This is a genomic window from Sulfitobacter maritimus (genome assembly GCF_013346665.1).
Lineage (GTDB): Bacteria > Pseudomonadota > Alphaproteobacteria > Rhodobacterales > Rhodobacteraceae > Sulfitobacter > Sulfitobacter maritimus.
Map to the genome: position 1 here is coordinate 778431 of NZ_JABVBB010000021.1, position 24900 is coordinate 803330.

General features: G+C 61.5%; 26 protein-coding genes and 1 other RNA gene. 10 read left to right on the forward strand and 17 right to left on the reverse strand.

Going from position 1 to position 24900, the window contains the following annotated elements:
• Positions 1 to 8 precede the first annotated feature (8 nt).
• From HTT03_RS05770 to ssrS, 3 genes are all read left to right on the forward strand, one after another.
• On the forward strand, positions 9 to 1322 hold the full coding sequence (locus tag HTT03_RS05770; protein ID WP_174858885.1) for a hypothetical protein: 1314 nt from the start codon (positions 9 to 11) through the stop codon (positions 1320 to 1322).
• A complete protein-coding gene (locus tag HTT03_RS05775) occupies positions 1319 to 2110 on the forward strand; it encodes a COG3904 family protein (protein ID WP_174858886.1) in 792 nt (263 codons plus the stop codon). The genes HTT03_RS05770 and HTT03_RS05775 overlap by 4 nt, the downstream gene beginning before the upstream one ends.
• A 76-nt stretch (positions 2111 to 2186) precedes the next feature.
• Positions 2187 to 2340, forward strand: a non-coding RNA gene (gene ssrS / locus HTT03_RS05780) — 6S RNA.
• 58 nt (positions 2341 to 2398) lie between these two features.
• Here ssrS and nusB read toward each other — a convergent pair.
• The 4 genes from nusB to HTT03_RS05800 form a co-directional block, all read right to left on the reverse strand.
• A complete protein-coding gene (gene nusB, locus HTT03_RS05785; RefSeq protein ID WP_174858887.1) occupies positions 2399 to 2875 on the reverse strand; it encodes a transcription antitermination factor NusB in 477 nt (158 codons plus the stop codon).
• A complete protein-coding gene (locus HTT03_RS05790; protein WP_174858888.1) occupies positions 2872 to 3423 on the reverse strand; it encodes a 6,7-dimethyl-8-ribityllumazine synthase in 552 nt (183 codons plus the stop codon). Before HTT03_RS05790 ends, nusB begins: the two co-directional genes overlap by 4 nt.
• A 5-nt stretch (positions 3424 to 3428) precedes the next feature.
• A complete protein-coding gene (ribB, locus tag HTT03_RS05795) occupies positions 3429 to 4553 on the reverse strand; it encodes a 3,4-dihydroxy-2-butanone-4-phosphate synthase (protein ID WP_174858889.1) in 1125 nt (374 codons plus the stop codon).
• An 80-nt stretch (positions 4554 to 4633) separates the two neighbouring features.
• A complete protein-coding gene (locus HTT03_RS05800) occupies positions 4634 to 5221 on the reverse strand; it encodes a riboflavin synthase (RefSeq protein ID WP_174858890.1) in 588 nt (195 codons plus the stop codon).
• Positions 5222 to 5350: 129 nt separating this feature from the next.
• Here HTT03_RS05800 and HTT03_RS05805 point away from each other — a divergent pair, with 129 nt between their 5' ends.
• The 3 genes from HTT03_RS05805 to HTT03_RS05815 all read left to right on the forward strand — a co-directional run bounded on the left by HTT03_RS05805 (position 5351) and on the right by HTT03_RS05815 (position 9922).
• Positions 5351 to 6643, forward strand: coding sequence for a capsule biosynthesis protein (locus HTT03_RS05805; RefSeq protein WP_174858891.1), 1293 nt, complete (start codon positions 5351 to 5353; stop codon positions 6641 to 6643).
• Between the two features lie 114 nt (positions 6644 to 6757).
• Positions 6758 to 7888, forward strand: coding sequence for a polysaccharide biosynthesis/export family protein (locus HTT03_RS05810; protein ID WP_174858892.1), 1131 nt, complete (start codon positions 6758 to 6760; stop codon positions 7886 to 7888).
• A 9-nt stretch (positions 7889 to 7897) separates the two neighbouring features.
• On the forward strand, positions 7898 to 9922 hold the full coding sequence (locus tag HTT03_RS05815; RefSeq protein ID WP_174858893.1) for a capsular polysaccharide export protein, LipB/KpsS family: 2025 nt from the start codon (positions 7898 to 7900) through the stop codon (positions 9920 to 9922).
• A 2-nt stretch (positions 9923 to 9924) separates the two neighbouring features.
• On the opposite strand, the gene ribD is transcribed toward HTT03_RS05815, so the two are convergent.
• Both ribD and nrdR read right to left on the reverse strand, forming a co-directional pair.
• Complete coding sequence (gene ribD, locus HTT03_RS05820) at positions 9925 to 11004, reverse strand: bifunctional diaminohydroxyphosphoribosylaminopyrimidine deaminase/5-amino-6-(5-phosphoribosylamino)uracil reductase RibD (protein ID WP_174859002.1); 1080 nt, start codon at positions 11002 to 11004, stop codon at positions 9925 to 9927.
• Positions 11005 to 11033: 29 nt separating this feature from the next.
• On the reverse strand, positions 11034 to 11501 hold the full coding sequence (nrdR, locus tag HTT03_RS05825) for a transcriptional regulator NrdR (RefSeq protein WP_174858894.1): 468 nt from the start codon (positions 11499 to 11501) through the stop codon (positions 11034 to 11036).
• A 186-nt stretch (positions 11502 to 11687) separates the two neighbouring features.
• Between nrdR and HTT03_RS05830 the strand changes: the two genes are divergently transcribed.
• Positions 11688 to 12359 (forward strand): SDR family oxidoreductase, encoded by a 672-nt coding sequence (locus tag HTT03_RS05830; protein WP_174858895.1) that lies wholly within the window; start codon positions 11688 to 11690, stop codon positions 12357 to 12359.
• 18 nt (positions 12360 to 12377) lie between these two features.
• On the opposite strand, the gene HTT03_RS05835 is transcribed toward HTT03_RS05830, so the two are convergent.
• The 7 genes from HTT03_RS05835 to HTT03_RS05865 all read right to left on the reverse strand — a co-directional run bounded on the left by HTT03_RS05835 (position 12378) and on the right by HTT03_RS05865 (position 19917).
• A complete protein-coding gene (locus HTT03_RS05835) occupies positions 12378 to 12794 on the reverse strand; it encodes a secondary thiamine-phosphate synthase enzyme YjbQ (protein WP_174858896.1) in 417 nt (138 codons plus the stop codon).
• The gene (locus HTT03_RS05840) at positions 12795 to 13199 is read right to left on the reverse strand and encodes a hypothetical protein (protein ID WP_174858897.1); all 405 of its coding nucleotides are present in this window, start codon (positions 13197 to 13199) and stop codon (positions 12795 to 12797) included. It lies immediately after the preceding gene.
• A 1-nt stretch (position 13200) separates the two neighbouring features.
• The gene (locus HTT03_RS05845) at positions 13201 to 13611 is read right to left on the reverse strand and encodes a hypothetical protein (RefSeq protein ID WP_174858898.1); all 411 of its coding nucleotides are present in this window, start codon (positions 13609 to 13611) and stop codon (positions 13201 to 13203) included.
• Between the two features lie 107 nt (positions 13612 to 13718).
• Positions 13719 to 15701: an RNA polymerase sigma factor RpoD gene (gene rpoD / locus HTT03_RS05850; RefSeq protein ID WP_174858899.1), complete on the reverse strand. Its 1983-nt coding sequence runs from the start codon at positions 15699 to 15701 to the stop codon at positions 13719 to 13721.
• Positions 15702 to 15837: 136 nt separating this feature from the next.
• Positions 15838 to 17829: a DNA primase gene (dnaG, locus tag HTT03_RS05855; protein WP_174858900.1), complete on the reverse strand. Its 1992-nt coding sequence runs from the start codon at positions 17827 to 17829 to the stop codon at positions 15838 to 15840.
• A 112-nt stretch (positions 17830 to 17941) separates the two neighbouring features.
• Positions 17942 to 18250, reverse strand: coding sequence for a hypothetical protein (locus HTT03_RS05860; RefSeq protein ID WP_174858901.1), 309 nt, complete (start codon positions 18248 to 18250; stop codon positions 17942 to 17944).
• 236 nt (positions 18251 to 18486) lie between these two features.
• Complete coding sequence (locus tag HTT03_RS05865) at positions 18487 to 19917, reverse strand: Glu/Leu/Phe/Val family dehydrogenase (RefSeq protein ID WP_174858902.1); 1431 nt, start codon at positions 19915 to 19917, stop codon at positions 18487 to 18489.
• A gap of 352 nt (positions 19918 to 20269) precedes the next feature.
• Here HTT03_RS05865 and HTT03_RS05870 point away from each other — a divergent pair, with 352 nt between their 5' ends.
• Genes HTT03_RS05870 through HTT03_RS05880 form a run of 3 tightly spaced genes read left to right on the forward strand, consistent with a single transcriptional unit; the run spans position 20270 to position 22784 of the window.
• Entirely contained in the window at positions 20270 to 21700 is a 1431-nt protein-coding gene (locus tag HTT03_RS05870; protein WP_174858903.1) for a TadE/TadG family type IV pilus assembly protein, read from the forward strand.
• A complete protein-coding gene (locus tag HTT03_RS05875; protein ID WP_174858904.1) occupies positions 21697 to 22236 on the forward strand; it encodes a TadE/TadG family type IV pilus assembly protein in 540 nt (179 codons plus the stop codon). Before HTT03_RS05870 ends, HTT03_RS05875 begins: the two co-directional genes overlap by 4 nt.
• Positions 22236 to 22784 carry a TadE/TadG family type IV pilus assembly protein gene (locus HTT03_RS05880; RefSeq protein ID WP_174858905.1) on the forward strand — a complete coding sequence of 183 codons (549 nt, stop codon included), beginning with the start codon at positions 22236 to 22238 and terminating at the stop codon, positions 22782 to 22784. Before HTT03_RS05875 ends, HTT03_RS05880 begins: the two co-directional genes overlap by 1 nt.
• 10 nt (positions 22785 to 22794) lie before the next feature.
• On the opposite strand, the gene HTT03_RS05885 is transcribed toward HTT03_RS05880, so the two are convergent.
• The 4 genes from HTT03_RS05885 to HTT03_RS05900 all read right to left on the reverse strand — a co-directional run bounded on the left by HTT03_RS05885 (position 22795) and on the right by HTT03_RS05900 (position 24838).
• Positions 22795 to 23289 (reverse strand): hypothetical protein, encoded by a 495-nt coding sequence (locus tag HTT03_RS05885; protein ID WP_174858906.1) that lies wholly within the window; start codon positions 23287 to 23289, stop codon positions 22795 to 22797.
• A 101-nt stretch (positions 23290 to 23390) separates the two neighbouring features.
• Positions 23391 to 23897: a periplasmic heavy metal sensor gene (locus tag HTT03_RS05890; RefSeq protein WP_343035706.1), complete on the reverse strand. Its 507-nt coding sequence runs from the start codon at positions 23895 to 23897 to the stop codon at positions 23391 to 23393.
• Position 23898: 1 nt separating this feature from the next.
• Complete coding sequence (locus tag HTT03_RS05895; protein ID WP_174858908.1) at positions 23899 to 24252, reverse strand: hypothetical protein; 354 nt, start codon at positions 24250 to 24252, stop codon at positions 23899 to 23901.
• Positions 24239 to 24838 carry an RNA polymerase sigma factor gene (locus HTT03_RS05900; RefSeq protein ID WP_174858909.1) on the reverse strand — a complete coding sequence of 200 codons (600 nt, stop codon included), beginning with the start codon at positions 24836 to 24838 and terminating at the stop codon, positions 24239 to 24241. The genes HTT03_RS05895 and HTT03_RS05900 overlap by 14 nt, the downstream gene beginning before the upstream one ends.
• Between the last annotated feature and the right edge of the window lie 62 nt (positions 24839 to 24900).

Here is a 24900-nt window from a genome sequence, read left to right on the forward strand (position 1 = left end):
GGGGCCCCATGGCAAAACGCGAACCGATGAGTGAAACGCAGGCGCGGGGCGTGCGCTATGCGCGTGAGCGAGAGGGGCATCTGACTTGGCTCGACACGTTTTCCGGCACGGCCTTAGGCGTGCTGGCGGTTGCCTCGGGCATCTATACCTACCTTGGCGTGTCCTCGCTGCTTGATGACAACGGGGCAATGTCGGCCTTTGCTGCAATTGCCTATTCAGTGGCAGTTTCGGTCGGCATTTTCGTCTTCTGGTCCTACCTTCTGCGGCTCTTCCCCGCGGTCCGTACCGCCCGCGCGCGGATGGGACTGCTGGGGGCGATGGGTCTCGGTTCGCTCGCGATCATCGCCATGTCGAGTTGGCTGAACGCCGCCGCACTTGCCGGATCAGCGGCGGTCGAACAGCACCTTGCTGAGACGGTGCAGGACTATCAGGGCGCCTTGGAGCGCACCCATGAGATTGCGCTTTCCGCCCAAGGGCTGGAGCGTGACGTTGCCCGCGTGCGCCAGAGTTTCGAAGACCTGAGCGAACAGGAAGCCGCGGGAAGCCTTTCTGGCCTTGCCGGGCGGGGGGCGGTGTTTCGGGTGTTGCGTCAAAAATCAGCGGAACTGTCCGGGTTGGAGGCCCAAATCGCCACGCAGACGCCGCTGGTAGATGACGCTTTTGCCGAAGGGAATCAGATCCTTAGCCGTATGCGTGCGCTGACGGTCGAGCCCGGCCCGGTCGAGGCACGCTCGGTCGAATTCTCCGAACAGGCGGTGAGGTTGGCTGGGCTGATCACCCGCTTGCGCCAGCTTTCCGTGGCACCGTTGGTGGAACGCGCCGCACAGGATTTGGCAGCCTCTGTCGTCTTGCCCGAACTGGATGGGAGCAACCCCGAACAGCGCGGCGCGCAGGGGGCGACCATTACCTCCGTCCTTGAAGTTTTGGCCCAACGCGCCGCCACGTTGGAACGTGCAGCGCAAGCTGTGCAGGCGATGCCTCCGGCCGCCGACAGCACCTATACGCCGATCTCCAGCGCCGATGCGGTGATCCTCTATGCGCGCAACTTTGTACCCTCTTGGGCCGGCGCCATCGCAATTGATCTGTTGCCTGTCGTGCTGGTGCTGATCCTTGCAATCACCCAAGGCGCGATCCGGTCTGGCCGCGAAGGGGCGGCGGTAGAGGATACCTTGACGCTGGCCGAGCTGCGCGCCGCGCTGGCCGCTGTGCGCGATGTGGATGCGGCGATGCAAGACAGTCCCGCCCATATGCGCCCGAGCGAGGACGCCCCCGCCCCACGCGAAGAAACGCAGGGGCAAGTCACCCCGATCAAAAGCACATGAGCGACAGCGCCGCCTCTGAGAACGCCGCATCCGACAGCGACTCCGCGCCACGCAAGCCCGTCGTCGGGCGCGTGCTGATGGGGGTGCTAATCTTCCAACTCGGCCTTGCCGTGCTGCTCTTCTGGGGCGATCTGGGCGATGGGCTGCGCCTGCCCGGCTTTGGCCCCAAAGCGCCGGAACTTACCGAACCGATCCGACCCGGCGATCAAACCCGCCGCTTTCGCCCAGACCGCGCGCCGAACCCCGGCCAACCGATGCCCGACACCGCCCTGCCGGACCGGTTGATCCTGACACCGGTTTCAGGCGGGCGGGCCGCCTTACTGGAGGGCGCGATCACGGAAGGCGACGCGCAACGCATCGCCAAGCAACTGGCCGATCTTTCCCCGCAGCCCCAAGAAATCTTCCTCAACTCCCCCGGTGGCTCGGTCCAGGATGCGCTGGAACTGGGCCGCTATTTGCGACGCGAGGGGCTAAATACTGCTTTGCGAGAGGGTGACGTCTGCTATTCCGCCTGCCCCTACCTCTTGGCCGGTGGGGCGAGCCGCCGGGTGCCAGAAACTGGCTCGGTTGGGGTGCATCAGCATTACTTCGGCGAAAGCACGATTCTGCCCGCCTTTGTCGCGGTGGAGGACATTCAGCGCGGCCAAGGTGAGGTGATGCGCTATCTTGCGCAGATGGGGATTGATCCGCTGGTGATGCAGCACGCGCTGGTCACGCCCCCCGATGAAATCTACGTTTTGCTGCCTGATGAATTGCGGCGCTACGGCTTTATTCCCGCTGAAAAATAGGGGCGTCAAAGGAAGTTGGCAAAAGCGCGCCGCCCCCCTTGTCCCCTGCCCCTATGGCCCCTACATCGGGGGTCGACGGGTTCTGCCCTGTTCGTGAACGTTACATTCCAGTGGCCTTAAGCAAATCCGAGGGAGCTGGCTCTGTCCGAGCCCTGGTTCGGTTACCTGGCGCCCACCTGTACATACAGGTCCTCGGGAATAAAAACAGCAGCGGCAGGCGCGGTTCCCGTCACTTTTCCCGAAATCATGATGTGGTGAATGGCCCTTCGGGGCCAGTTTCCCGCGCGTTTAAAACGCTTCGGGACGCGCCTCGCGGGCCATATGGTCGAGCACCGCGTTGACAAAGCTTGGCTCGCGCCCATCGGGGAAGAACGCATGGGCCACGTCGACATATTCCTTGATCACCACACGCGGCGGTGTGTCATCATGGCGGAACTCGGCACCAGCAGCGCGGAAGAGCGCACGCAGGGTCGGGTCAATGCGGGCAATGGCCCATTTGGCGACGATAGCGCGGTTGGCCATCTGATCAATCGGCGCCTGATAGTTCACCGCATCTTCAAGCACGCGGGAGAAGTGATCGACATCCCCCTCTTGCATCTCCTCGCCCTCATAGACAGCACCGAAACGGTGGTCGATGAACTCGTGACGCACGACGTCGACCGTCTGCGCGGAATGCTCCATCTGGAACAACGCCTGCACGGCATAGAGCCGTGAGGCCGACTTCATCTTACGTTTTTGGTTGCCCGAAAGCCCGTTGCTGGTCATGCGATGTTTGATCCATCCGTGTCGCCGGCCATCAAAGTGTCCTGCCCGAATGGCTTGAACCCGATGCCCTTGCTCTGGCGGCCCCATTTACGAGCGAGCGCGATAAGATGCAAGGCCGCAGCCGCCGCACCGCCGCCTTTGTTTTGCCCCTCAGGGTCGGCACGGACTTCGGCTTGCTTTTTGTTCTCGACTGTCAAGATGCCGTTACCGATGCAAAGCCCTTGCAGCCCAAGCAGTTGCAGGGCGCGGCTGCTGTCGTTGCAGACGGTCTCGTAATGCGTTGTCTCGCCACGGATCACGCAGCCCAAGGCGACATAGCCGTCGAAGTTGCTGTGCCGGTCGGAGATGCCGATGGCGGTGGGAATCTCCAGCGCGCCGGGCATTTCGATCACGTCATAGGTTGCGCCTGCGGCTTCAAGCTCGGCCTTGGCCCCAGTCAGCAGGCCGTTCGCGATGTCCGAGTAATAGGGCGAGACCACGATCAGCAGCTTCACTGGTTCGTCAAAGCTGGGGCGCGGCAGGATGGTATGCTCTTCGGCGGATGCCATGGCGATTACTCCGTGGTGATGGGCCGGGTGCCCACGATTTCAAGCGCATAGGCGTCAAGGCCCAGATAGCGCGTATCGGGATTGTCGGTCAGCAGGATGAGTTCATGCAGGCCCATCGACGACAGGATCTGCGCGCCGAGCCCGGTGCGTTTGATGGTGCGCGGTCGGTCGTCGTCTTCGGGGTCAAGCTTCAGACGCGGGTAAGGATCGCGGAACAGCACCACGGCGCCGCGGCCCTCTTCGGCGATGATCTGCATCGCGCGGGGCAATTCGTCCGCCGGGCTGGGGCCGAGGCCGAGGATATCTTCAAGCGCGTTGATCGCATGGGTCCGGATCAGCACCGGCTCGGGGGTCGAGATGTCGCCCTTGGTCAGCACCACATGATCGGTGCCGGTGATCTGGTCGGAAAACACCCGCATTAACCAGTCGCCGCCATAGGCTGAGGTCACGGTGCGGCTGTCGCGTTCCACCAGCAGGTTGTCGTGCTTGTGGCGGTATGTGATGAGGTCGCTGATCGTGCCGATCTTGAGCTTATGCTTGGCAGCGAATTCCACCAGATCGGGCAGACGGGCCATCTCGCCGTCGTCTTTCATAATCTCGCAGATCACGCCTGAGGGGTGCAGCCCTGCTAGGCGCGAAATATCAACCGCCGCTTCGGTATGCCCTGCCCGCACCAGCACGCCACCATCGCGGGCGCGCAGGGGGAAGACATGGCCGGGGGTCGCGATATCCGCCGAACCGGATTGCTCCGAAATCGCCACGGCCACGGTCAGCGCCCGGTCGGCGGCGGAGATGCCCGTGCTGACACCCTCACGCGCTTCGATGCTGACGGTAAAGGCCGTTTCATGCCGCGAGGAGTTGTTCACCGCCATCATCGGCAGGCCGAGGTGATCGACACGTTCGGACGTCATCGGCAGACAGATCAAACCGCGCCCGTGGGTCGCCATAAAGTTGATCGCTGCCGCATCGGCAAATTGCGCCGGGATCACCAGATCGCCTTCGTTCTCGCGGTCCTCATGGTCCACCAGAATGAACATCCGGCCTTGGCGTGCGTCTTCGATGATCTCTTCGATCGGAGAAATCGCGTCGCTCAGCCCTGTCTCGACCGGTCCGGGTTTGTCAAATTGCATCGGCTGTCCCATCTATCTGTTGTCCGGCTCTTAGCCTGACCCGCGCGGCTTGGCCAGAGTGCGGTGCCCGGAGCGGGGCGTCACATCTCGTTCAGGCGTGCCACATAACGGGCCAGCGTGTCGATTTCGAGGTTCACCAGATCACCGAGTTTCGCATCGCCCCAAGTGGTTACCTCTTTGGTATGCGGGATGAAATTGATCCCGAAATCACAGCCATTGACGTCATTCACCGTCAGCGAGGTGCCGTTTAGCGCGACCGAGCCCTTGGGCGCGATAAACCGTGCCAAGTCCTCAGGTGCGCGCAGGGTCACACGTGTGCTGTCGCCCTCGTCCTTCATTTCAATAATCTCGGCAACACCGTCTACATGGCCCGAAACAATATGCCCGCCGAGTTCGTCGCCCACTTTGAGCGCCCGCTCAAGGTTCACCCGCCGCCCTTCGGTCCAATGCTGGCCAAGGTTGGTCTTAGCCACGGTCTCTGCGCTGATCTGCACCTCGTACCAATCATCGCCCAACCCGACGACCGTCAGACAGACCCCATCGCTGGCGATCGACGCGCCCATGTCGATGCTGCTGGTGTCATAGCGCGTCTGGATACGCGCGCGCAGGTCGCCTTCCTGCTCCAGTTTAGTCACGGTGCCGACGTCGGTGATAATGCCAGTGAACATGAAAGGGCTCCTTTGCGGTTCCGCGCAGTGGTAAACCCGGCGTCCGCCACAGGCAAGAGCGGGTCATGTCACATTGTCGCCCATATTATATGGTGGTTAACCCCTAAAGGACGACAATAAAGGATGAGCATGACCGCCACAGACGCCCAGACCAGAACCTTCCTGTTTCTACAGGGGCCACATGGGCCCTTTTTTAACAGTTTGGGCAGGATGCTGCGCCGTGCAGGGGCCGAGGTTTGGCGCGTCGGGTTCAACGCAGGTGACCGGGCGTTTTGGTTCCATCCCGCAACCTACATCCCCTATCGCGGCACCGTGGCCGATTGGCCCGCCACCTTTGTCGCGCTGTTGGACGAAAAGCAGATCACCGACATCGTGCTTTACGGCGATACCCGCCCGATCCATGCCGAAGCGGTGGCCGAAGCCAAACGCCGGGGCATCACCGTGCATGTCTTTGAAGAAGGCTACATGCGCCCCTATTGGGTCACTTATGAGCGCGGCGGCTCGAACGGCAACTCGCGGCTGATGGAGATGACCATTCCGCAGATGCAGGCCGCGCTGGCCCGGTCTGACATGGAAGCCCCCCTGCCCCCGGGCCATTGGGGCGACATGCGGCATCACATATTCTACGGTGCGCTCTACCATTGGTTCGTCATGTTCCGGAATGGCGACTACCGCAATTTCACCCCACATCGCAGCATCCCGGTGACCAAGGAGTTTCGCCTCTACCTGAAACGCCTGCTGCTGATGCCGGTGCTGGCGCTCGACCGGCTGCGCGCAACGCTGCGCATCCGGCTGGGCGGCTTTCCCTATCATCTGGCGCTGCTGCAACTAGAGCACGACTCGGCGTTCAAATCCCATTCGCCGTTCACCACCATGGCCGACTTCTTGGAATTGGTAATCGAAGGCTTTGCCAAAGGCGCACCGCAGCATCATCATCTTGTGATCAAGGCGCATCCGCTCGAAGATGGCCGCGTGCCCGTGCGGCGCGATGTGCGCCGTTTGGCGCGGGCCTATGGTGTGGCAGATCGTGTGCATTTCGTGCGCGGCGGCAAGCTGGCGCAGCTTTTGAACGACTCCCGCAGCGCGGTAACAGTGAACTCTACCGCCGGGCAACAGGTGCTCTGGCGCGGCATCCCGCTCAAGGTATTTGGCCGCGCGGTCTATTCTCAGCCAGAGTTCGTCTCGGACCAGCCCTTGCCAGAATTCTTCGCCGCCGCCAGCCGCCCCGACAACCGCGCTTACAAAGATTACCGCCGCTATCTGCTTGAAACCTCGCAGGTGCCGGGCGGGTTTTACGCCGCACGCGGGCGCCGACAACTGCTGCGTCAGGTGGTTGATATGATGCTGGCACAGGACGATCCCTATGACGCGCTGGAACAAGGCACCGCGGCCCCTCGGCAACAGTTGCGGGTTGTCACCTGATCTAAGCCTTTCACCCCTGTAGCTTTTTTCAAGAACCTGCGCTAGATTGCGAAATAATACGTCATGACAATTGGCGATTTCGAGGCAGAATAATCAGGTCGAGGAGACCGGGCAGTGAAATCCGTAACCATCCGGTGGGCGCGTCCCATCGCAGTTCTGGCGGCATTGGCCGTCGTGTCATCCTGCGGATTGCCGCAGGTCGGTCCGAACAAACGGCAGATCTACTCAGGGTCCGTCCAGCAAGAAGGCGACGCCTTTATCGTTGCCGTTAATGACCGCGTGACCCGCGCCACCGCTGTGGCCCCCGCCCTTGGCTTTTCCGAAAGTTTCAAAAACGCAGGCCGGGTTGGCTCTGACACCATCCAGCCGGGCGACATCCTTGGCATCACGGTTTATGAAAACGTCGATGATCCGCTCTTAGGCGTCGAGGGTGCGCCCGCCACCATGCTCGAAGAAGTGCAGGTCGACGGCGCGGGCTTTATCTTTATCCCCTACGCAGGCCGCATCCGGGCCGCAGGCAACACCCCCGAAGCGATCCGCCGCATCATCACCAACAAATTGGGTGAACAGACGCCCGATCCACAGGTCGAAGTGCGCCGCGCGGCGGGTGATGGCTCTACCGTCTCGCTCATCGGCTCGATCGGCGCGCAAGGCGTTTATCCGATTGAGCGGCCAACGCGCACGCTTTCGGCCATGCTGGCCCGCGCAGGCGGTGTGACCATCGTGCCGGAAATCGCGCAGGTCACCGTGATCCGCGGCGGACAGCGCGGCAAAATCTGGTTCCAAGACCTCTATGACCACCCCGAACTCGACATCGCGCTGCGGCCCAACGACCGCATCTTGGTCGAAGAGGACACCCGTTCGTTTACCGCCCTAGGGGCCACCGGTGGACAGGCCCGCGTGCCTTTCGAATCGCAAAACCTGTCGCTGCTCGAAGGCATCGCACAGGTCGGCGGGCTGAGCCCGATCTCGGCCGACCCCACCGGCGTTTTCGTTTTCCGCAATGAGCCCGAAGAGGTCGCCGAGCAGGTCTTGGGCCGCAATGATCTCACAGGTGCGCAGCGCATGGTTTATGTGACCGATCTGACCAAGCCCAACGGCATGTTCATGGCGCGTGATTTCGTGATCCGCGACGGCGACACCATCTATGTGACCGAAGCCCCCTTCACCCAGTGGAGCAAGGTGATCTCGGCCATCACCGGCACCGCAGGTTCGGCGGATAGCATCTCTTCGCTGACCGAATGAGCCACCCCGGTGGCATTTGAAGCTGACCCATATCTCTACCCCGCCGCCGGTCCCGAAAGGAGCCGGCGGCTTTTCGTATATAACGGCGGGTTTGTGACGCAGCGCCGGGTTCGGCGCATTTTGCAGTTGTCCGGCCATTCCCTGCGATTGGGGCTGCCCGGTCCCGGAGATGCCGTGGCGGTCTGGGGCAACTCCCCCACCGCACATCGCGGGCTGGCCGTGGCCGCAAAACGCGAGGTGCCGGTGATCCGTGTGGAGGACGCTTGGCTGCGCTCGCTCCATCCGGGCCGCGCAGGCGAGCCGCCCTTGGGCCTGCTCATCGACAGCCGTGGCGCGCATTTTGATCCTGCCCAGCCTTCGGATCTCGAAGAGTTGCTGGCCCGCCACCCGCTGGATGACACGGCCCTTTTGAACCGCGCGCGGGCCGGTATGGCACAGATGGCCGAGGCGCATCTTACGAAATACGCGGGCTTCGATCCTACCACCCCGCCGCCCGACCCCGGCTATGTGCTGGTAATCGACCAGACGCGAGGCGATGCCTCAGTGACCGCCTCAGGCGCGGATCGCGGCCGGTTTCTTGAAATGCTCGTTTTCGCGCAGGAAGAACACCCCGGCGCGCGGGTCATCATCAAAACCCACCCTGAGACGGCGCAGGGCTACCGGCCCGGCCATTTCGGCCCCGAAGACACCAACGACCGGATCACCCTGTCGACCGATCCCATCAGCCCTTGGGCGTTGTTCGAGGGGGCGGTTGGCGTCTATACCGTGTCGTCTCAGATGGGGTTTGAGGCGATCTTTGCGGGTCACAAGCCGCGTGTCTTTGGGCAGCCTTTCTACGCCGGATGGGGGCTGACGGAGGATGAGTTCCCCGTCCAACGCCGCCAGCGCAGCCTCACCCGCGCCCAGCTTTTCGCTGCGGCGATGATCCTTTATCCCACGTGGTACGATCCCTACCGGGACCAGCTTTGCGCGTTCGAAACAGCCATCACTACCCTCGCCGCCCAAGCCCGCGCATGGCGCGAAGATCACCCCGGCTGGGACGCGTGGGGCATGCGCCTGTGGAAGCGCCGTCCGTTGCAGCAGTTCTTCGGCAAGCCAACCCCGGTCCGCTTTCGCAAAGGCCCGGCTGACGCGCCGGTGCCTCCTCGTCGCGCCATGGTCTGGGCCAGCAAGGCGGACACCGCGCCAGAAGGCGCATCGCAGGTGGAGGATGGGTTCCTGCGCTCGCGAGGTCTGGGTGCAGAATTGGTGCCGCCCCTGTCGCTGGTCTGCGACGACTTAGGCATCTACTACGATCCCAAGAGGCCGAGCCGCTTGGAAAAATGGATAGAGAAACGCGCCGAGCTGCGCCCCGATCAGTCGGCCCGCGCCCGGTCGCTGATTGATGCGCTCACCAATGCGGGGGTGAGCAAATACAACCTCGGCGGAGACGCGCCCGACCTGCCGCCGGGTCGCCGCGTTCTGGTGCCGGGACAGGTGGAAGATGACGCCTCCATCCTCACCGGCGCAGGCGAAGTGCGCAGCAACGCGGCCCTGCTGGCCGCCGCCCGTGCCGCCAATCCCGATGCCGTGATCCTCTATAAACCCCACCCCGATGTTGAGGCCGGGCTGCGCAAGGGCGTGACCGGGGCCTGCGATGCCGATCAGGTGCTTAGCCACGCCGACCCGATGGCGCTTTTAAGTCAAGTCGACGCGGTCTGGACCATGACCTCCCTTCTGGGGTTTGAGGCGCTGCTGCGCCGCGTGCCAGTGGTGACGCTTGGCGCCCCCTTCTACGCGGGATGGGGCCTGACCGAAGACCACGGCGACGTGCCGCCCCGCCGCCGTGCGCGGGTGACGCTGGAAGGGTTGGTTCATGCCGCGCTGATCGACTACCCGCGTTATCGCGATCCAGTCACCGGCCTGCCCTGCCCTGTCGAAGTGGTGGTTGAGCGGTTAGCCAATGGCACCCTGCCCCGCGCAGGTCTGGGCAATCGGCTGCTGTCTAAGCTCCAAGGTCTCTTTGCCAGCCAAAGCCACCTCTGGCGGCGATAGCCTCAGTCTGCCGCGTTGCGGCGCCAGACGTGCAGGAGGTCCGGCCCAATGCGTTGGCTTGATTGCAGCGCGAAACGCGGCGCCTCGGCCAATCGCGAAAGTCCGAGCGCGCCGATCCCCGGCAATCCCTCGGCCCCGATCACCAGCCCGGCGGTAAATCCCACCAGCCGGTCGACCAGATCAGCCTCGATCAACGACGCTGCCAAAGCACTGCCGCCTTCACAGAATATCCGTGTCAGCCCATGGCTCGCCAGTTGCCGCAGCACATCGGTCGGGTCCAACTGCGCTCCTCGTGCGGCGCAGGGCAGCAGCGTGGCCCCCAAATCAGACCATGTGCGCAGCAGCGCCGGGTCCGCATCCGCACCGTGGCACAGGATCAAAGGAATATCTCCCGCCGTCCGCGCCAGCTGCCCCATAAGGGGCAGATCCAACCTGCGCGACACGACAACGCGCGCTGGTTGATGCGCCACGCCCAGCCCCCGCACCGTGAGGCTGGGGTCATCCTTGCGCGCCGTGCCCGCGCCCACCATCACGGCATCATGCCGACTGCGCATCGCATGGGTCAGCCGCCGCGCGGGCGCGTCGGTGATCCATTGGCTCTCACCCGTGCCAGTCGCGATACGCCCGTCAAAAGAGGTCGCGAGTTTCAGCGTCAGCATCGGGCGGCTCAGATCGGTACGGCAGAAAAACCCCGCGTGATCGGCGCGGGCATCAGCCTCGCAGACCCCCACCACCACATCGATCCCCGCCGCCCGCAACATCGCAATGCCGCGCCCGTTCACGCGGGCATCATCGTCTTGCGTGGCGATCACCACCCGCGCTACGCCCGCGTCGATCAGCGCCTGCGCGCAGGGGGGTGTTTTGCCGTGATGCGCGCAAGGCTCAAGCGTGACATAGACCGTGGCCCCCCGCGCGGCCGCGCCTGCTTGCGCCAACGCCTGAGGCTCCGCATGGGGGCGCCCGCCGGGCTGAGTCCAGCCCCGGCCAACGATCCGAGAGCCTTGGGTAATGATACAACCCACCGCTGGATTGGGCCACACATTGCCCTGCCCGCGCCGCCCCAAGGACAGCGCCAGCACCATGAAGCGCGCGTCACTCACCCGATCGCCGGTCACTCTTCCGGCAGGGCGTCGGGCCGCAGTTCTTGGACAAACTTGTCGAAATCATCTGCCGCTTGGAAGTTCTTGTAAACAGAGGCAAAACGCACGTAAGCCACGGTGTCAATCCGGGCCAGTGCCTCCATCACGATCTCACCGATATGCTTGGAACTGATGTCAGTCTCGCCCATGCTTTCTAAGCGTCGCACGATGCCAGAAATCATCTGGTCAATCCGCTCGGGATCAATGGGCCGCTTCTGCATCGAAATACGGATAGAACGTTCCAGCTTATCGCGGTCAAAATCTTCGCGCTTGCCGGAGGACTTGATCACCACGAGGTCACGCAGTTGCACCCGCTCATAGGTCGTGAAACGCCCCCCACAGGCCGGGCAAAACCGTCGCCGACGGATTGAGACGTGATCCTCGGCCGGGCGGCTGTCTTTCACTTGGGTGTCGATATTTCCGCAAAACGGGCAGCGCATCGGCCGTCCCCCTTCTCATCCTGCCTGACTTGTGGGGCGCGCGGCCCTCTTGGCAAGACTTATAGGGGAGCCGCGAGGTTTTGGGTAGAGAAGATTTCCACAGCTAGATGTTGCGTTCAAACATGTGTCATGGACCCAACGCATCGCCGCCCGCGTTGAAAGGTAGAACACATACCGGAGCACCCCATGACCAAGACACTTTTCCTCACCGGCGCCTCCAGCGGGATCGGCGCAGCCACTGCCCGCGCTGCGGCCCAAGCAGGCTGGAACATCGGCCTTTTCGCACGCAGCGAAGACAAGCTGAAAGACCTCGCAAATGAGATCGGCGATCAGGCGCTGGTGCTGGTGGGGGACGCCACCGATTACGATGCGCAGAAGCAGGGTCTCGACAAATTAGCGGACCACTTTGGCCAGATCGATGCGGCCTTTGCCAATGCCGGGCGCGGCACCAGTCCCGCAGGCACCGAGCATGGCGATCCGAAAGACTGGAAAGCTATGGTGGACCTCAACATCATGGGCGCGCTTTATACCGCTCATACCGCCATGCCGCATCTGCGCAAAACTACCGGGCAATATGTCGTCACCGGCTCCGCTGCGGGGCGGCGTCATATCCAAGGTTCGATCTATGGCGCGACCAAATGGTTCATCCACGGTTTCGCGGGCAATCTGGCGGATGAAATGGCCGAATGGGGCGGGCGCTGCATGGTAGTCTCGCCCGGCATGGTCGACACCGCGTTTTTTGGTGAGGCCAAGCCAGACAAGCTCCAGCCCGAAGACGTGGCGGCGGCGGTGATACATGCGCTTGAGGCACCGGCCCGGGCAGCGGTGCGCGAGATTCATTTGATGCCGACAGACTGACCTAGACCGGCCCGGCGCTTAGTCGGGCCGGAAATGCGCGGCAATCTGGCGAACGTGAGGCGCGTCGCGATGTTCGAACAAATAGATACCTTGCCATGTGCCAAGCCGCATTCGGCCCCGGAAAACGGGAATACTGAGGCTAACCGGCAAGACAGCAGCCTTGATATGGGCAGGCATGTCATCCGGCCCTTCCATAACGTGGCGCAGATAGGCCATTTGCGGCGCGTCAGAGGGCGGTACCAGCCGCGCGAAATACGCCAGAAGATCGTGCTGCACGTCGGGGTCAGCGTTCTCTTGTATCAACAACGACGCGGAGGTGTGTTGCACCAGTAAGGTCAGCAGCCCATCGCCTTGCCCCTCCACCCATGCTGCGACGTCGTCGGTAAACTCATAGAGCGCTTGGCCGTCGGTTTTGATGGAAAAACTGATCTGCATTTAACGCCCTGCACCGCGCAGCGCATGGCACAGGCTGAGCGTATGTTGCACGGACATTGACGTGCCTGCCTGTCGGAAGGATGCACCAAGCAGGAAGACCGAACGCGGGATCAAACCTGTCGGGTCAAAGGTGAACTTCACCGGGCCGCGCTGGCCCAAGCCGGGCCTGCGGGCTTCGGCCACATAGATGCGCTGCCCCGGCGCCACTGCCCCGGTCTGCTGTGCATAGGTGCCTGCCGCGCACCACATGCCGCGTGCGCCGTTTTCGCGATCATTCTCAACGAAAAAACCGTCTGCTGCGGCGGTGACCTGCAAGTCATACCGAAGCGGCATTCCCTGCCCAATCGCGGGTGTCGCGAGCAGTGTGAGCGCCAAAAGGCCCCGACCAAACGTACGTCCCATCATGCTAGAAGTCCTCCAACTCGATCAGGTCCTTGCGGCAGAACTGACGGGCGTGATGGCTGGGCAGATTCTCTCCGGCACGGCGCACGGACACAGAATAGGATGCGCCCACGTCTGGCCCGGCCCGGTCCGCCTGCGTCGTAAAGACCACGCCACGCCGCCCGACACCGCTGACCGACGGCCCGCGCGGGGTTTTGATGTAAAGCCGTTCAGCCGGTGGCAGCCCCAACACGGTCTGCGCAAAATCGCTCGCCGCGCACCAAATACCACGCGCCCCTTCGCCGCGATCTTCGATGACTTCAAAATCATGGGCGTTAAGTGGCACAACCACCAACCAATTCTCAGCGCGATAGGCTTGAGCGGCGGCTTGCAATGGCAGCAACAGGCAGATGAGCAAGGTAAGAAGGCGGCGCATCGGGTATCCTTTCAACTGGGATAACCCGGATGTAACCCATGCAGGCGCAAGGTCAAAGAGCCTCAAGCGCATGTGCAAAGCGCGGCTCCGAAGAGCCGCGCGATGTTTTATTGATCCAAGAACGAGCGCAGCTTGCGCGACCGGCTCGGATGTTTGAGCTTGCGCAGCGCCTTGGCTTCGATCTGGCGGATACGTTCGCGGGTGACCGAGAACTGCTGGCCGACCTCTTCGAGCGTGTGGTCGGTGTTCATGCCGATGCCAAAACGCATCCGAAGAACACGCTCCTCGCGCGGGGTGAGCGACGACAGCACGCGGGTTGTGGTTTCCTTGAGGTTTTCTTGAATCGCGCTGTCCAAGGGCAGCACCGCGTTCTTGTCCTCAATGAAATCGCCCAGCTGGCTGTCTTCCTCGTCGCCAATCGGTGTCTCAAGGCTGATCGGCTCCTTGGCGATTTTCATCACCTTGCGGACCTTTTCGAGCGGCATTTGCAGCTTCTCGGCCAGTTCCTCGGGCGTCGGCTCGCGGCCGATCTCATGCAGCATCTGGCGACCGGTGCGAACCAGCTTGTTGATCGTCTCGATCATATGGACCGGAATACGGATAGTGCGTGCCTGATCCGCGATCGAGCGGGTGATCGCCTGACGGATCCACCACGTCGCATAGGTCGAGAACTTGTAACCGCGACGATACTCGAACTTATCCACGGCCTTCATCAAGCCGATGTTGCCTTCCTGAATGAGATCAAGGAATTGCAGACCACGGTTCGTGTATTTCTTGGCGATGGAGATGACGAGACGCAGGTTCGCTTCGACCATTTCCTTCTTGGCCTGACGGGCTTCTTTCTCGCCCTTCTGGACCTGCTGCACGATGCGGCGGAATTCAGAGATGTCGAGACCGACGTACTGCCCCACCTGCGCCATGTCGGCGCGCAGTTCTTCGACCTTGTCGCTGGAGCGTTCGATGAACATCTGCCAACCGCGACCGGACTTTTCGGACATCCGCTCCATCCAGTTGGGATCAAGCTCATAGCCCCGGTAGTTGTCGACGAATTCCTTGCGGTTGATACGCGCTTGGTCGGCAAGTTTTACCATTGCGCTGTCGATCTGCATGATACGGCGGTTGATGCCGTAAAGCTGGTCAATCAAGGCTTCGATACGGTTGTTGTGCAGGTGCAACTCATTGACCAAAAGCACGATCTCTGACCGCAGCTTTTGATACATCGCTTCTTGGTCTTTGGAGAAAGACCCGTCTTCGTTCAGCGTAGCCGAGATGCGGCTGTCCTGCATCGCGCTGAGCTTTTCGTAGTCATCTGCGATGATGTCGAGCGCCTCTAGCACCTGAGGCTTCAGCGCCGCTTCCATGGCCGCGAGGCTCATGTTGGCCTGTTCGTCCTCGTCATCATCATCGTCCGATGCGATCGGGTTGCCGTCAGCGTCGAGCTCGGTCTTACTCTCTTCGGATTTGCTCTCTGCACCTGCGGTGGGCGCGACAACGGGGGTGGTCTCCTCCTCGTCGCCCATCTGGGTGCCAAAGGTCGCCTCAAGGTCGATCACGTCGCGCAGCAGAATATCTTCGGACAGAAGTTCGTCGCGCCAGATGGTGATCGCTTGGAAGGTCAGCGGGCTTTCGCAAAGCCCCGCGATCATCGTGTTGCGACCCGCCTCGATGCGCTTGGCAATGGCGATCTCGCCCTCGCGGCTGAGCAGTTCAACGCTGCCCATTTCGCGCAGATACATGCGCACCGGATCATCAGTACGGTCGAGCTTTTCGGACGTGCCAGAGGACAGCGCCACATCGCGGTTGGATTCGGTCGTCGCGATCTCGGTCGAGCCTTTGTTCTCTTCCTCTTCGGCCTCTTCATCCTCAATAATGTTGATGCCCATTTCGGACAGCATCGACATCACGTCTTCGATTTGCTCGGAGCTGACCTGGTCAGGCGGCAGCACCGTGTTAAGCTGATCGTAAGTGATATAACCCTTTTCGCGGGCCTCACTGATCATCTTCTTTACCGCAGCTTGGCTCATATCGAGCGAGTGGCCTGCTTCGGAATCGTTGCTCTTTGCGTCTTCGTTCGTGTCTTTGGCGGCCATCTCATGCTCCTCCAGCGCGTTAGCGCGAATCATCCGCAGGTGATTCGGTTCTCCGAATCATGCGGGGTTCTGGGTGATTCTTAAACCCGATACCCTGCATTTTCAAAAAGTCGGGTCAAAAGGTTACGCAGATGCATCAACCGCGGCCTTTCGACTTATCATATCTAATCGTTCCCAGCAGCGCGTCGAGGGCGCTGCGTTCTTCGCGGCTCATGGTCATGCCATTGTCACCAAGGTCAAATTCGCCGCTCTCTTCTTTTGCGCTTCGGCTGGCCATGTCAGCAGCGCGAGCGGCTTCGCTCAGACGCCATGTCACACCTTCATCTGCCGGGCCACTCAGATCTTCAACCGCCTCGGCAATCTCTTCGTTCAACCCCCGCGCAGCGTCAAGCTTGGCCAGTTCCTCGGCCACGGTCATTCGGGTCATGTCCACGTCGCCGGGTTTGCGGATGCAGGGGGTGATGGCTACGTGGCGTTGCGCCTTCATGTTTTCAAGAGCCTCCCAGCCCAGGGAATAGGAAATCTGCTCGTTCAGCACCTCCGCTCCGGCATGGCCATAGCGCAGCAACAGATCGCGCAGGCGGGCGTGATCAAGGTCCGTGCAGGGCATGGCTTCCAGTCCCGTCTCAAAGGTCTCGACCAGTTCCGGGCAGTTGCACAGGGCCACAAGGATCACCGCTTCGCGCAGGTAGATGCCCACCTGATCGTCGCCCATCGCCACCAATGCGGAGGCTTTGGTGCTGGCGAGCGGGGCCTGCGACGCGCCCCAAGCCGGCTTGCCGCCCTTACCACCTTTGCCGCCGCCCCTGCCCCCTACGGGGCTAAAAGCAGCACGCGGCTTTTGCGGGCGGAAGAGTTCCCAGCGGAGGTCTTTGATCTCTTGCCCATAATGGCTGCGGATTGACGGGTCTCGGATCAGTTTAATCTTTTCACGCAGGGACTTGTCGAGTGCGGCCTTGCGCTCTGGGCTGTCGAACACCTTGCCTTCCGTCTCGCGCTGCCACAGCAGGCGCACCATGGGCAAGGCGCCGTCCAACAGCTTTTGCAACGCGCCAGCCCCTTGGGCGCGGAGCAGATCGTCGGGGTCTTGGCCCTCAGGCATCACCGCAAAACGCAGGCTTTGCCCCGCTTCCAGTAGCGGCAGAGCCAGATCGATAAGGCGCAGCGCAGCGCGTTGGCCTGCTGCGTCGCCATCCAGCGTGATGATCGGTTCGGGCGCGATCCGCCAGAGCATCTGCAATTGGTTTTCAGTGATGGCCGTACCCAGCGGCGCGACCGCCCCCTCAAACCCCGCGCCATGCAAAGCGATTACGTCCATATAGCCTTCGGCCACGATCAGCGGCTGGCCCCGCCCTGCGGCAGCGCGGGCGTGTTTAACGTTGTATAGGCTGCGCCCCTTGTCAAAAAGCTCGGTCTCAGGCGAGTTGAGGTATTTCGCCTTATCTTCCGGGTCCATCGCCCGGCCGCCAAAGGCAATCGCCCGGCCCCGCGCATCGCGGATCGGGAACATGATGCGCCCGCGAAAGGTGTCATAGGGCCGCCCGCCTTTGCTTGACGGTTTGGCCAGCCCCGCGCCAAAGATTAGCTCATCCGCCACCCCCTTGGCCTTGAGCGCGTCCCACAGCCCCTGCCAACTGTCGGGGGCAAAGCCGATCTCCCAATGCGCCTGCGCTTGGTCGGAGAGGCCGCGTTTTGCCAGATAGTCGCGTGCCGCGCCCGCCGCACCGGTGCGCAGTTGCAGGCGGAACCACTGCACCGCCTGTTCCATCACCTCGGCCAGTTGCGTGCGCTTGTCGGCTTTGGCCTGCGCGCGCGGGTCTTGCTTTGGCACCGGCATGCCGACTTCACGGGCGATGATCTCCACCGCCTCCATAAAGCTCACGTTCTCCGTCTCGCGCACGAAAGAGATCGCATCGCCCTTCGCGTGACAGCCAAAGCAGTAGTAAAACCCCTTGCGGTCATCGACGTGAAAGCTAGCAGATTTTTCCTGATGGAATGGGCACGGCGCCCACATGTCGCCCTTGCCCTGATTGGACTTTCGGTTGTCCCAAATGACCTTGCGCCCCACCACCTGAGACAGGCTGGCGCGGTCACGCAGTTCTTCTAAAAATCCAGGGGGCAGGCTCATGCCTTCATATACCGGGCGCGGCGGATCAGAGTCCAGTAGGGCCGCGCCTGACGAGCGTCAAAGCGCAGGCTGAACCGGGCCGGATGGCCGCCCGGTTCAGCGCATGCACGGGTCATTGTGCGAGGCACATTTCCTTCCACGCGGCAGCAAGATCGTTCTTTTTCACATCACGCATTTTCATCTGGTACACCCAAGGTGTCACCAGCGGGATCGCCGTGTTGTAATCCTTGGGCCATGTTGCTTTTGCCTCAACCGCGGCAGGGACCTGACGCTCCTTCACCCGGTCGAGCCGCGCCTGCTGCACGGCGGCCACCACAGCGGCCTGATGGGTGCAGCTTACCTCTTTCTTAGAGGCCGCCAGCGCCGGGCCCGAGACCGCCATGCTCATCGCGGCCAAGGCGGCGAAAGTGATCTTGTTCATATCATTGCTCCGTTGTTTACCAAACGGGGATTCGGGCCCCCGCCGAGCAACCTAGTGCGGCGATGCCAGTGCTTCCAGAGCGCGGCGCAATTCATGCGGCGCATTGGCGGTCAGCGTTGATGTGCGCAAAGAGACGAGCGCCGCACCACCTACCGCAACAGTAACGATCGGTGCGTGATTAAAGGCACCACCCCGCAAATGCGAAACGGGGGGCGCGTGGCCCCCCGGTCGATCTTTTACAAACCCTTGGCGCGGTAGCTTTCCGCCACCTTCCCGATCGACACCAGATAGGCCGCCGTGCGCAGGTCATCGACATCATCGCGGCTATGCCAGACATGGGACATGGCTTCATAGGCCGTGCTCATCGTGTCATCGAGCCCCGACCGCACCAGTTCCAACTCTCCGGCACCGCGCAGGTACTTCTCTTTGAAGTTCGGGCTTAGCGTCCAGCCCAAGCCCTTGTCCGCAGAAAGCCGCTCAAGCTCGTCCACCACCAACTGGTGGCGCGCTTCTTCGGCCCGGCGTTGCATACGGCCAAAGCGGATGTGGCTGAGGTTCTTGACCCACTCGAAGTAGGACACGGTCACACCGCCGGCGTTGGCATACATATCCGGCACGATCACGGTGCCTTTCTTGCGCAGCACCTCATCTGCACCGGCGGTCACGGGGCCGTTCGCGGCCTCGATGATCAACGGCGCTTGGACGCGCTCGGCATTGCTAAGGTTGATGACGCCTTCCAAAGCGGCGGGGATGAGGATGTCACATTCCGCTTCAAGCATTTTCGCGCCATCGGCTTCGAATGCCGCGTCGGCATAGCCTTTCACGGTGCCATGTTTCCCGATCCAGCTATGAACGGCTTCGACATTGAGCCCATCGGCGCTGTGCAGCGCACCGTCGCGTTCAATGATCGAGGTAATCTTGCAGCCGTCCTCTTCGCTCAGGAACTTGGCGGCGTGATAGCCCACATTGCCAAGACCCTGAATGATGACGCGCTTGCCTTCGAGCCCACCTTTCAGCCCAGCCTTTTCAAGCCCCTGAGTATCGCGGAAGAACGCCCGCAGCGCGTATTGCACACCCCGGCCTGTGGCTTCCGTACGGCCCTGAATGCCCCCGGCGTTGATCGGCTTGCCGGTCACACAGGCGACGCCGTTGATGTCGGTGGTGTTCATACGTTTGTACTGATCCGCGATCCACGCCATCTCGCGCTCGCTGGTGCCCATGTCGGGGGCGGGCACGTTTTGCGCGGGGTTGATCATATCGCGTTTGATCAGCTCATAGGCGAAACGCCGGGTGATCAGTTCAAGCTCATGCTCATCATAGTCGCGCGGGTCGATACACAGCCCGCCCTTGGAGCCGCCAAAGGGCGCGTCGACCAGCGCACATTTATAGGTCATCAGCGCCGCCAGCGCTTCAACCTCGTTCTGGTTCACGGCGGTGGAATAACGAATACCGCCCTTCACCGGCTCCATATGCTCCGAATGAACCGAGCGGTAGCCAGTGAACGTATGGATACGGCCCCGCAGGCGGACGCCGAAACGCACCGTATAGGTCGCGTTGCAGACGCGAATTTTCTCTTCGAGGCCAGGTGGCAAATCCATCAGCGCTACCGCGCGGTTGAACATCAGGTCCACACTATCGCGGAAACTCGGTTCATTGGCTGGATTCATCAGTCTTTCCTCCTTCTCTCGAGTCGCAATGCTCTTTTTTGGCACGACTCACCTGCTGCCTGCGGCATGCCGCGGCACACTAGGACGCCTCTATGAAAGGTGCGACCTATTTATTCGTTAATTTGCCAAAGATTCACGGCCCTTTTGCTTCCTATTCGAAGCAGCGGCCCAAACGTCTGCCCGGTGATCCCCCTAAGCCGCTCAGAATGCCCCGTTAAACGGCATAGCCTTCACCCGGAATCGCCCCGCTTGCGCCTAATTCTGGACACTTTCTGCAGCGAAAAACGTGCCAAGGCGAAATCCGCTCCCCCGCTTGGCCGATCCGCCGGCTAGGCCAGAAAGGTCAACGAAAATGACAAATGCACATTGCTCAGAGGCAAAGTCTCAGACCGCCCCGCAGGGCTTCTTGTACCGCTTTTTCTACAAAGAAGACGGCTCTATCACGATCTTCGCCGTTTTTCTGGTTCTTATCATGGTGCTTCTTGGCGGCGTCGGGGTCGACCTCATGCGCCACGAGCGCGAACGCTCAAAGGTGCAGGCCGTCGCCGACCGCGCGGTGCTGGCCGCTGCCGACCTTGATCAGACGCTCGACCCCGAAGAGGTGGCGCGCGATTATTTCAACAAGGCGGGCATGTCCGAGTATGTTTCTACTGTCGAAGTGGACGAAGGGCTTAACTACCGACGGGTCACCGTAGACGCATCGCGCGATCTCAACACCCTGTTCATGGACAATCTCGGCACAGATAAACTCTATGTGCCCGCGAAATCCACTGCCGAGGAAAAGATCAACAAGGTCGAAATTTCCATGGTGCTCGATATTTCCGGCTCCATGAGACATAACAGAAAAATCAACAACCTACACTCTGCCGGGGCCGTGTTCATCGATACGGTACTGAAGCCCGAAAACGAAGACCTGATCTCGGTCTCCGTGGTTCCCTATACCGCGCAGGTTAACGTGGGGCGCGATATTATGGATGAACTGAATGTCGATCGGCTGCACAGGTTTTCCTACTGCGTTGATTTCGACGACAGTGAGTTCGACGAAACGGCGATCAGCACCACGCGCAAATACGAGCATATGCAGCATTTCGAAGCGGGCTATAACTGGAATGGCAAAGAGTATGCCAACCAAAATCGTTACAACAATATCAGCAATCCCGGCTGCCCAAAGCGTAACTATGAAAAAGTCTATCCATTTTCGCAAAATGCCACCAAGCTGAAGAACCGCATCGCAAAACTTCAACCCCGTGCAAACACGTCGATCCATTTGGGATTGAAATGGGGCGTGGCGCTGCTTGACCCGTCCTTCCGGGCGATCAACCAAGCCATTGGCGGCGATCCGGCTTTCCAATCGCGGCCTGCGTCTTACAGCGACATCGATACCCTTAAAACGGTAATCTTGATGACGGACGGCATCAACGTGACGACCCGTCGCCTTGTTGCGGAAGCCTATTCTCAAAAGGACTACCGCCGTCATTGGAGCGACTTCCCGCTGTTCTATTGGCTCAATGAAAACGTCCGGTGGCAAGAGCGGCATAAATACTACTGGACCAAATACACCCCTACTCAGGCCGACAACCTGCTTGAAAACATCTGTGACGCAGCCAAAGCCAAGGGCATCGTGATCTGGTCCATCGGCTTTGAGGTCAACGAACATGGCGCCTCAGTGATGAAAGACTGCGCCTCGTCTGACAGCCATTTCTTCCGGGTCGAAGGGGTTGAGATCGTGGACGCCTTTGAAGCCATCGCCCGTCAGATCAATCAGTTGAGGCTGACCCAATGATACATGCCGCAGTCAAAGCCTGGCGCCGTTTTCGCGGTGCCGAAGACGGGTCGGTCATGCTGATCGAATTCGTCATCCTTGTGCCGCTGTTGTTCTCAGCGCTGATCATGTCCGTCGAGATGAGCGTCTACGCCATGCGCCATATGTTTCTGGATCGGGGTTTGGATATGACGGTGCGCCACATCCGGCTTAACACCAATACGCCCATGACCCATGCGCAGATCAAGGACATGATTTGCGAGACTTCGGGCTTTATCCAGAATTGCGATACCACCCTGCGGCTTGAGATGATCCGCATCAACCCGCGCAACTTTGCCGCATTTGATCAGGCCGCCGATTGCGTGGATACATCTGAAGATCCCAAACCGGTACGCGGTTGGACCCTTGGGGTGGAGCACGAGATGATGATGCTGCGCGCCTGTGTCGGGTTCGAGCCGCTCTTTCCCACCACCGGGCTCGGCTATGCGCTCGACAAAGACGGAGCGGGCCGCGTGGCGATGATTTCAACCGCTGCCTTCGTACAGGAGCCGAACTGATGCATCGTTTACTCACCGCCCTGACAAGGTTCTCCCGCCGCGAAGAGGGCAGCATCACACTGGAAACCGTGATCATCATGCCTGTGATCTTCTTTGCCTATCTGTCGATGTATTCGATCTTTGACGCCTACCGGATGTACAACCTTAACCAAACCGCCACCTATACCATCGGCGACGCAATCTCGCGCGAAACGCAGGCGATTGATCCTGACTACCTCGCCGGGATGCAGGGTCTGTTCGAGTACATGACCCGTGGCCAAGGCAAAACGGCCCTGCGCGTCACCTCGATATGGTATGACGAGCCCAATGATCGCTATCACGTTGATTGGTCGCAGGTCCGTGGCTGGGTGACGCCGCTCACAAGTTTTCAGGTGCGGAACTGGCACAATAAGCTGCCGGTCATGCCGAATAAGGAACGGGTGACTTTGGTAGAGACTTGGCGCGACTTCGACCCGTTGTTCAAAACCGGGCTAGAGCAGCGCGAAATCCACAATTTCGCATTCACACGCCCGCGCTATGCCCCGCGCACGGTCTGGTCTGACAGCTAAGGGCTGATGATCATCGCGCTTGACGCTCGGCCAACTGGGCCGAGATCACCTCAGCGATATATTTGGTTTCGCGTGCGGGCGTCATGCCCCCCACGCCGACCCGACGCCCCAACCGCCACCACAGGCCCAAACGCCAGCCGCGCGGTTGGGGCTTGCGGCTTTTCAATAAGAACCCGTTTGAGGGTTTCATCGCGAAATAGCCCATTTCAATGCGCTCAATCTCGTCCAGCCGCAGGATCACTGTGCCATCCGCATCGCGCAGCAGTTCAGACGTCAACTCGATCGAACTGCCGGTTGAGCGGCGCATGAGTTCGGCCAGCGCGAGAAAGGCGAGACCCAAAAGGATCAGGGCCACGCGCCAGCCCGCATCTACCGGCTGGGTGAGCGCCGCATGAAGCAAGACCACCCCAAGCCCCACCAAAGATACCAGCGCGATTGCACGGCGTCCGGTCGACGGCTTTGCCTGCGCGGGCAGGTCGCCTGTTATGGGGGTCTGGTCTTGCATGGGCGGGGTCCTTCTCGCGGGCAAGGCGCTGCATGGCCGCTGCCGTCAATGATGGCCTTTGCCCTAGCCTGATGCTTCCGCAAGGGCAAGCTGCCTGCGGATCAGGGGCTCTTATGTCGCCGCTCCTTGCCCCGCGTTTTCTTCTTCAACTGGTCTTCCAAAGCATCTGCATAGGCGCTGCGTTCCTCTGCCGACATCGCTCTCACCTCCGCCAGCCAAGCGGCATGGGCGGCGGCTTGCACGCTGGCGACGGCCTCGCTTTGAGTTGTCAGTACCGCTTGCGCCGCTGCCGGATCAAAGGGTTCCGCCCGCAGGGTCGCCAACATTTGCTCATAATGCGCACGCCGGGCTTGGCGGTCCAAATGCGGGCCTTGCCGCCCGGCGTGCATCTCGCGGTGCAACGCGCGGCGGCGCTCCTGGGGCAAAGCCTGCACATAGGGCGAAGCATAGCTGCGCAGACGAGGCAAAGTGTCTCGCCCCTGCCCCGGCCCGCCATGACGCCAAAGCGCGCCGCCGATGGCGCTCAGCACAAGCAGGTTCAGCGCCAGTGACAGGCCAAGCGCCCACCGCAGAATGCGCCTGTTGCGCGGGGTCTCGCTGGGTGTCACGTTAACTTTCCTCCATATCCCAACCATAGACGCTCATCAGCGCCCCGGTCTCGAACTCACTGCTGTCCGCGAGGCCAATCTCTCCGGATACGACCTGCCCGGCAAGATCAGGCAACTGCGCAGGCGGCGCGACCCCAAGCCAGACGCCAACCGCCGTGGCCGTTACCAAACCGCTAATCCCCGCGGCCCCGCCAAGCAATTGCCACAGGGCGCGGTGCCATGCGAGCGGCGCTGCGGGCATAAGGGCTGCCGCATCGGCAAGGATACGGGCCTGCAGATCAGGCGGAAGCGGCGCGGGTGTTGCCCGCGCGGCGGCAAAGAATTCCTCTAGCCCGTCTGTGTCAAAATCCGTCATCTTCAAACCCCAATGCGTCCCGCTGCGCCAAGAGCTGCGCTGCCAATGCCCTTTTGCCCCGCGCGGTCAGGCTTTCCACCGCTTCGATACCGACCTCAAAGATCTCTGCGATCTCGGGGTTGGTCAGCCCTTCGATATGGCGCAGCACCACCGCCTGCCGCTGCCGGTCAGGCAAGCTTTGTAATGCCTGCTGCAAGGCGTCCGCCCGCGCCGCCTGCTGCATCTTCTGCGCCGCCCCCGGTGTCGGATCGGCAGGCTCGGCCACCGCATCCAGCCCACCCGATACCGCCCCCGTGTTGCGCCGACGCAGCCGGTCGGTACACAGGTTCGCCACCACCCGGTAGAGCCATGTCGAGACCTTGGCCTCGCCCCTGCGCCAATCGGGGGCCTGCCGCCAGAGTCGCAACATCGCTTCTTGCGCCACATCCTCCGCCTCGGCCCGGTCGCCCAGCACGCGCAGGGCATGGCCGTGCAGGCGCGGTGCCAAACGGGCGGTCAACAACCGCGCGGCGGTGGCATCCCCGTTGGCGTAACGTTGCAACAACTCGGCATCCGCATCGCGCTGGTCGTCCGGCAAAATCTGCATCCCGTGTATGGCTAAGGCCCGGGCGCGCCAAGTCAAGCGCGCCCGGTCTTGGATCTATCCGA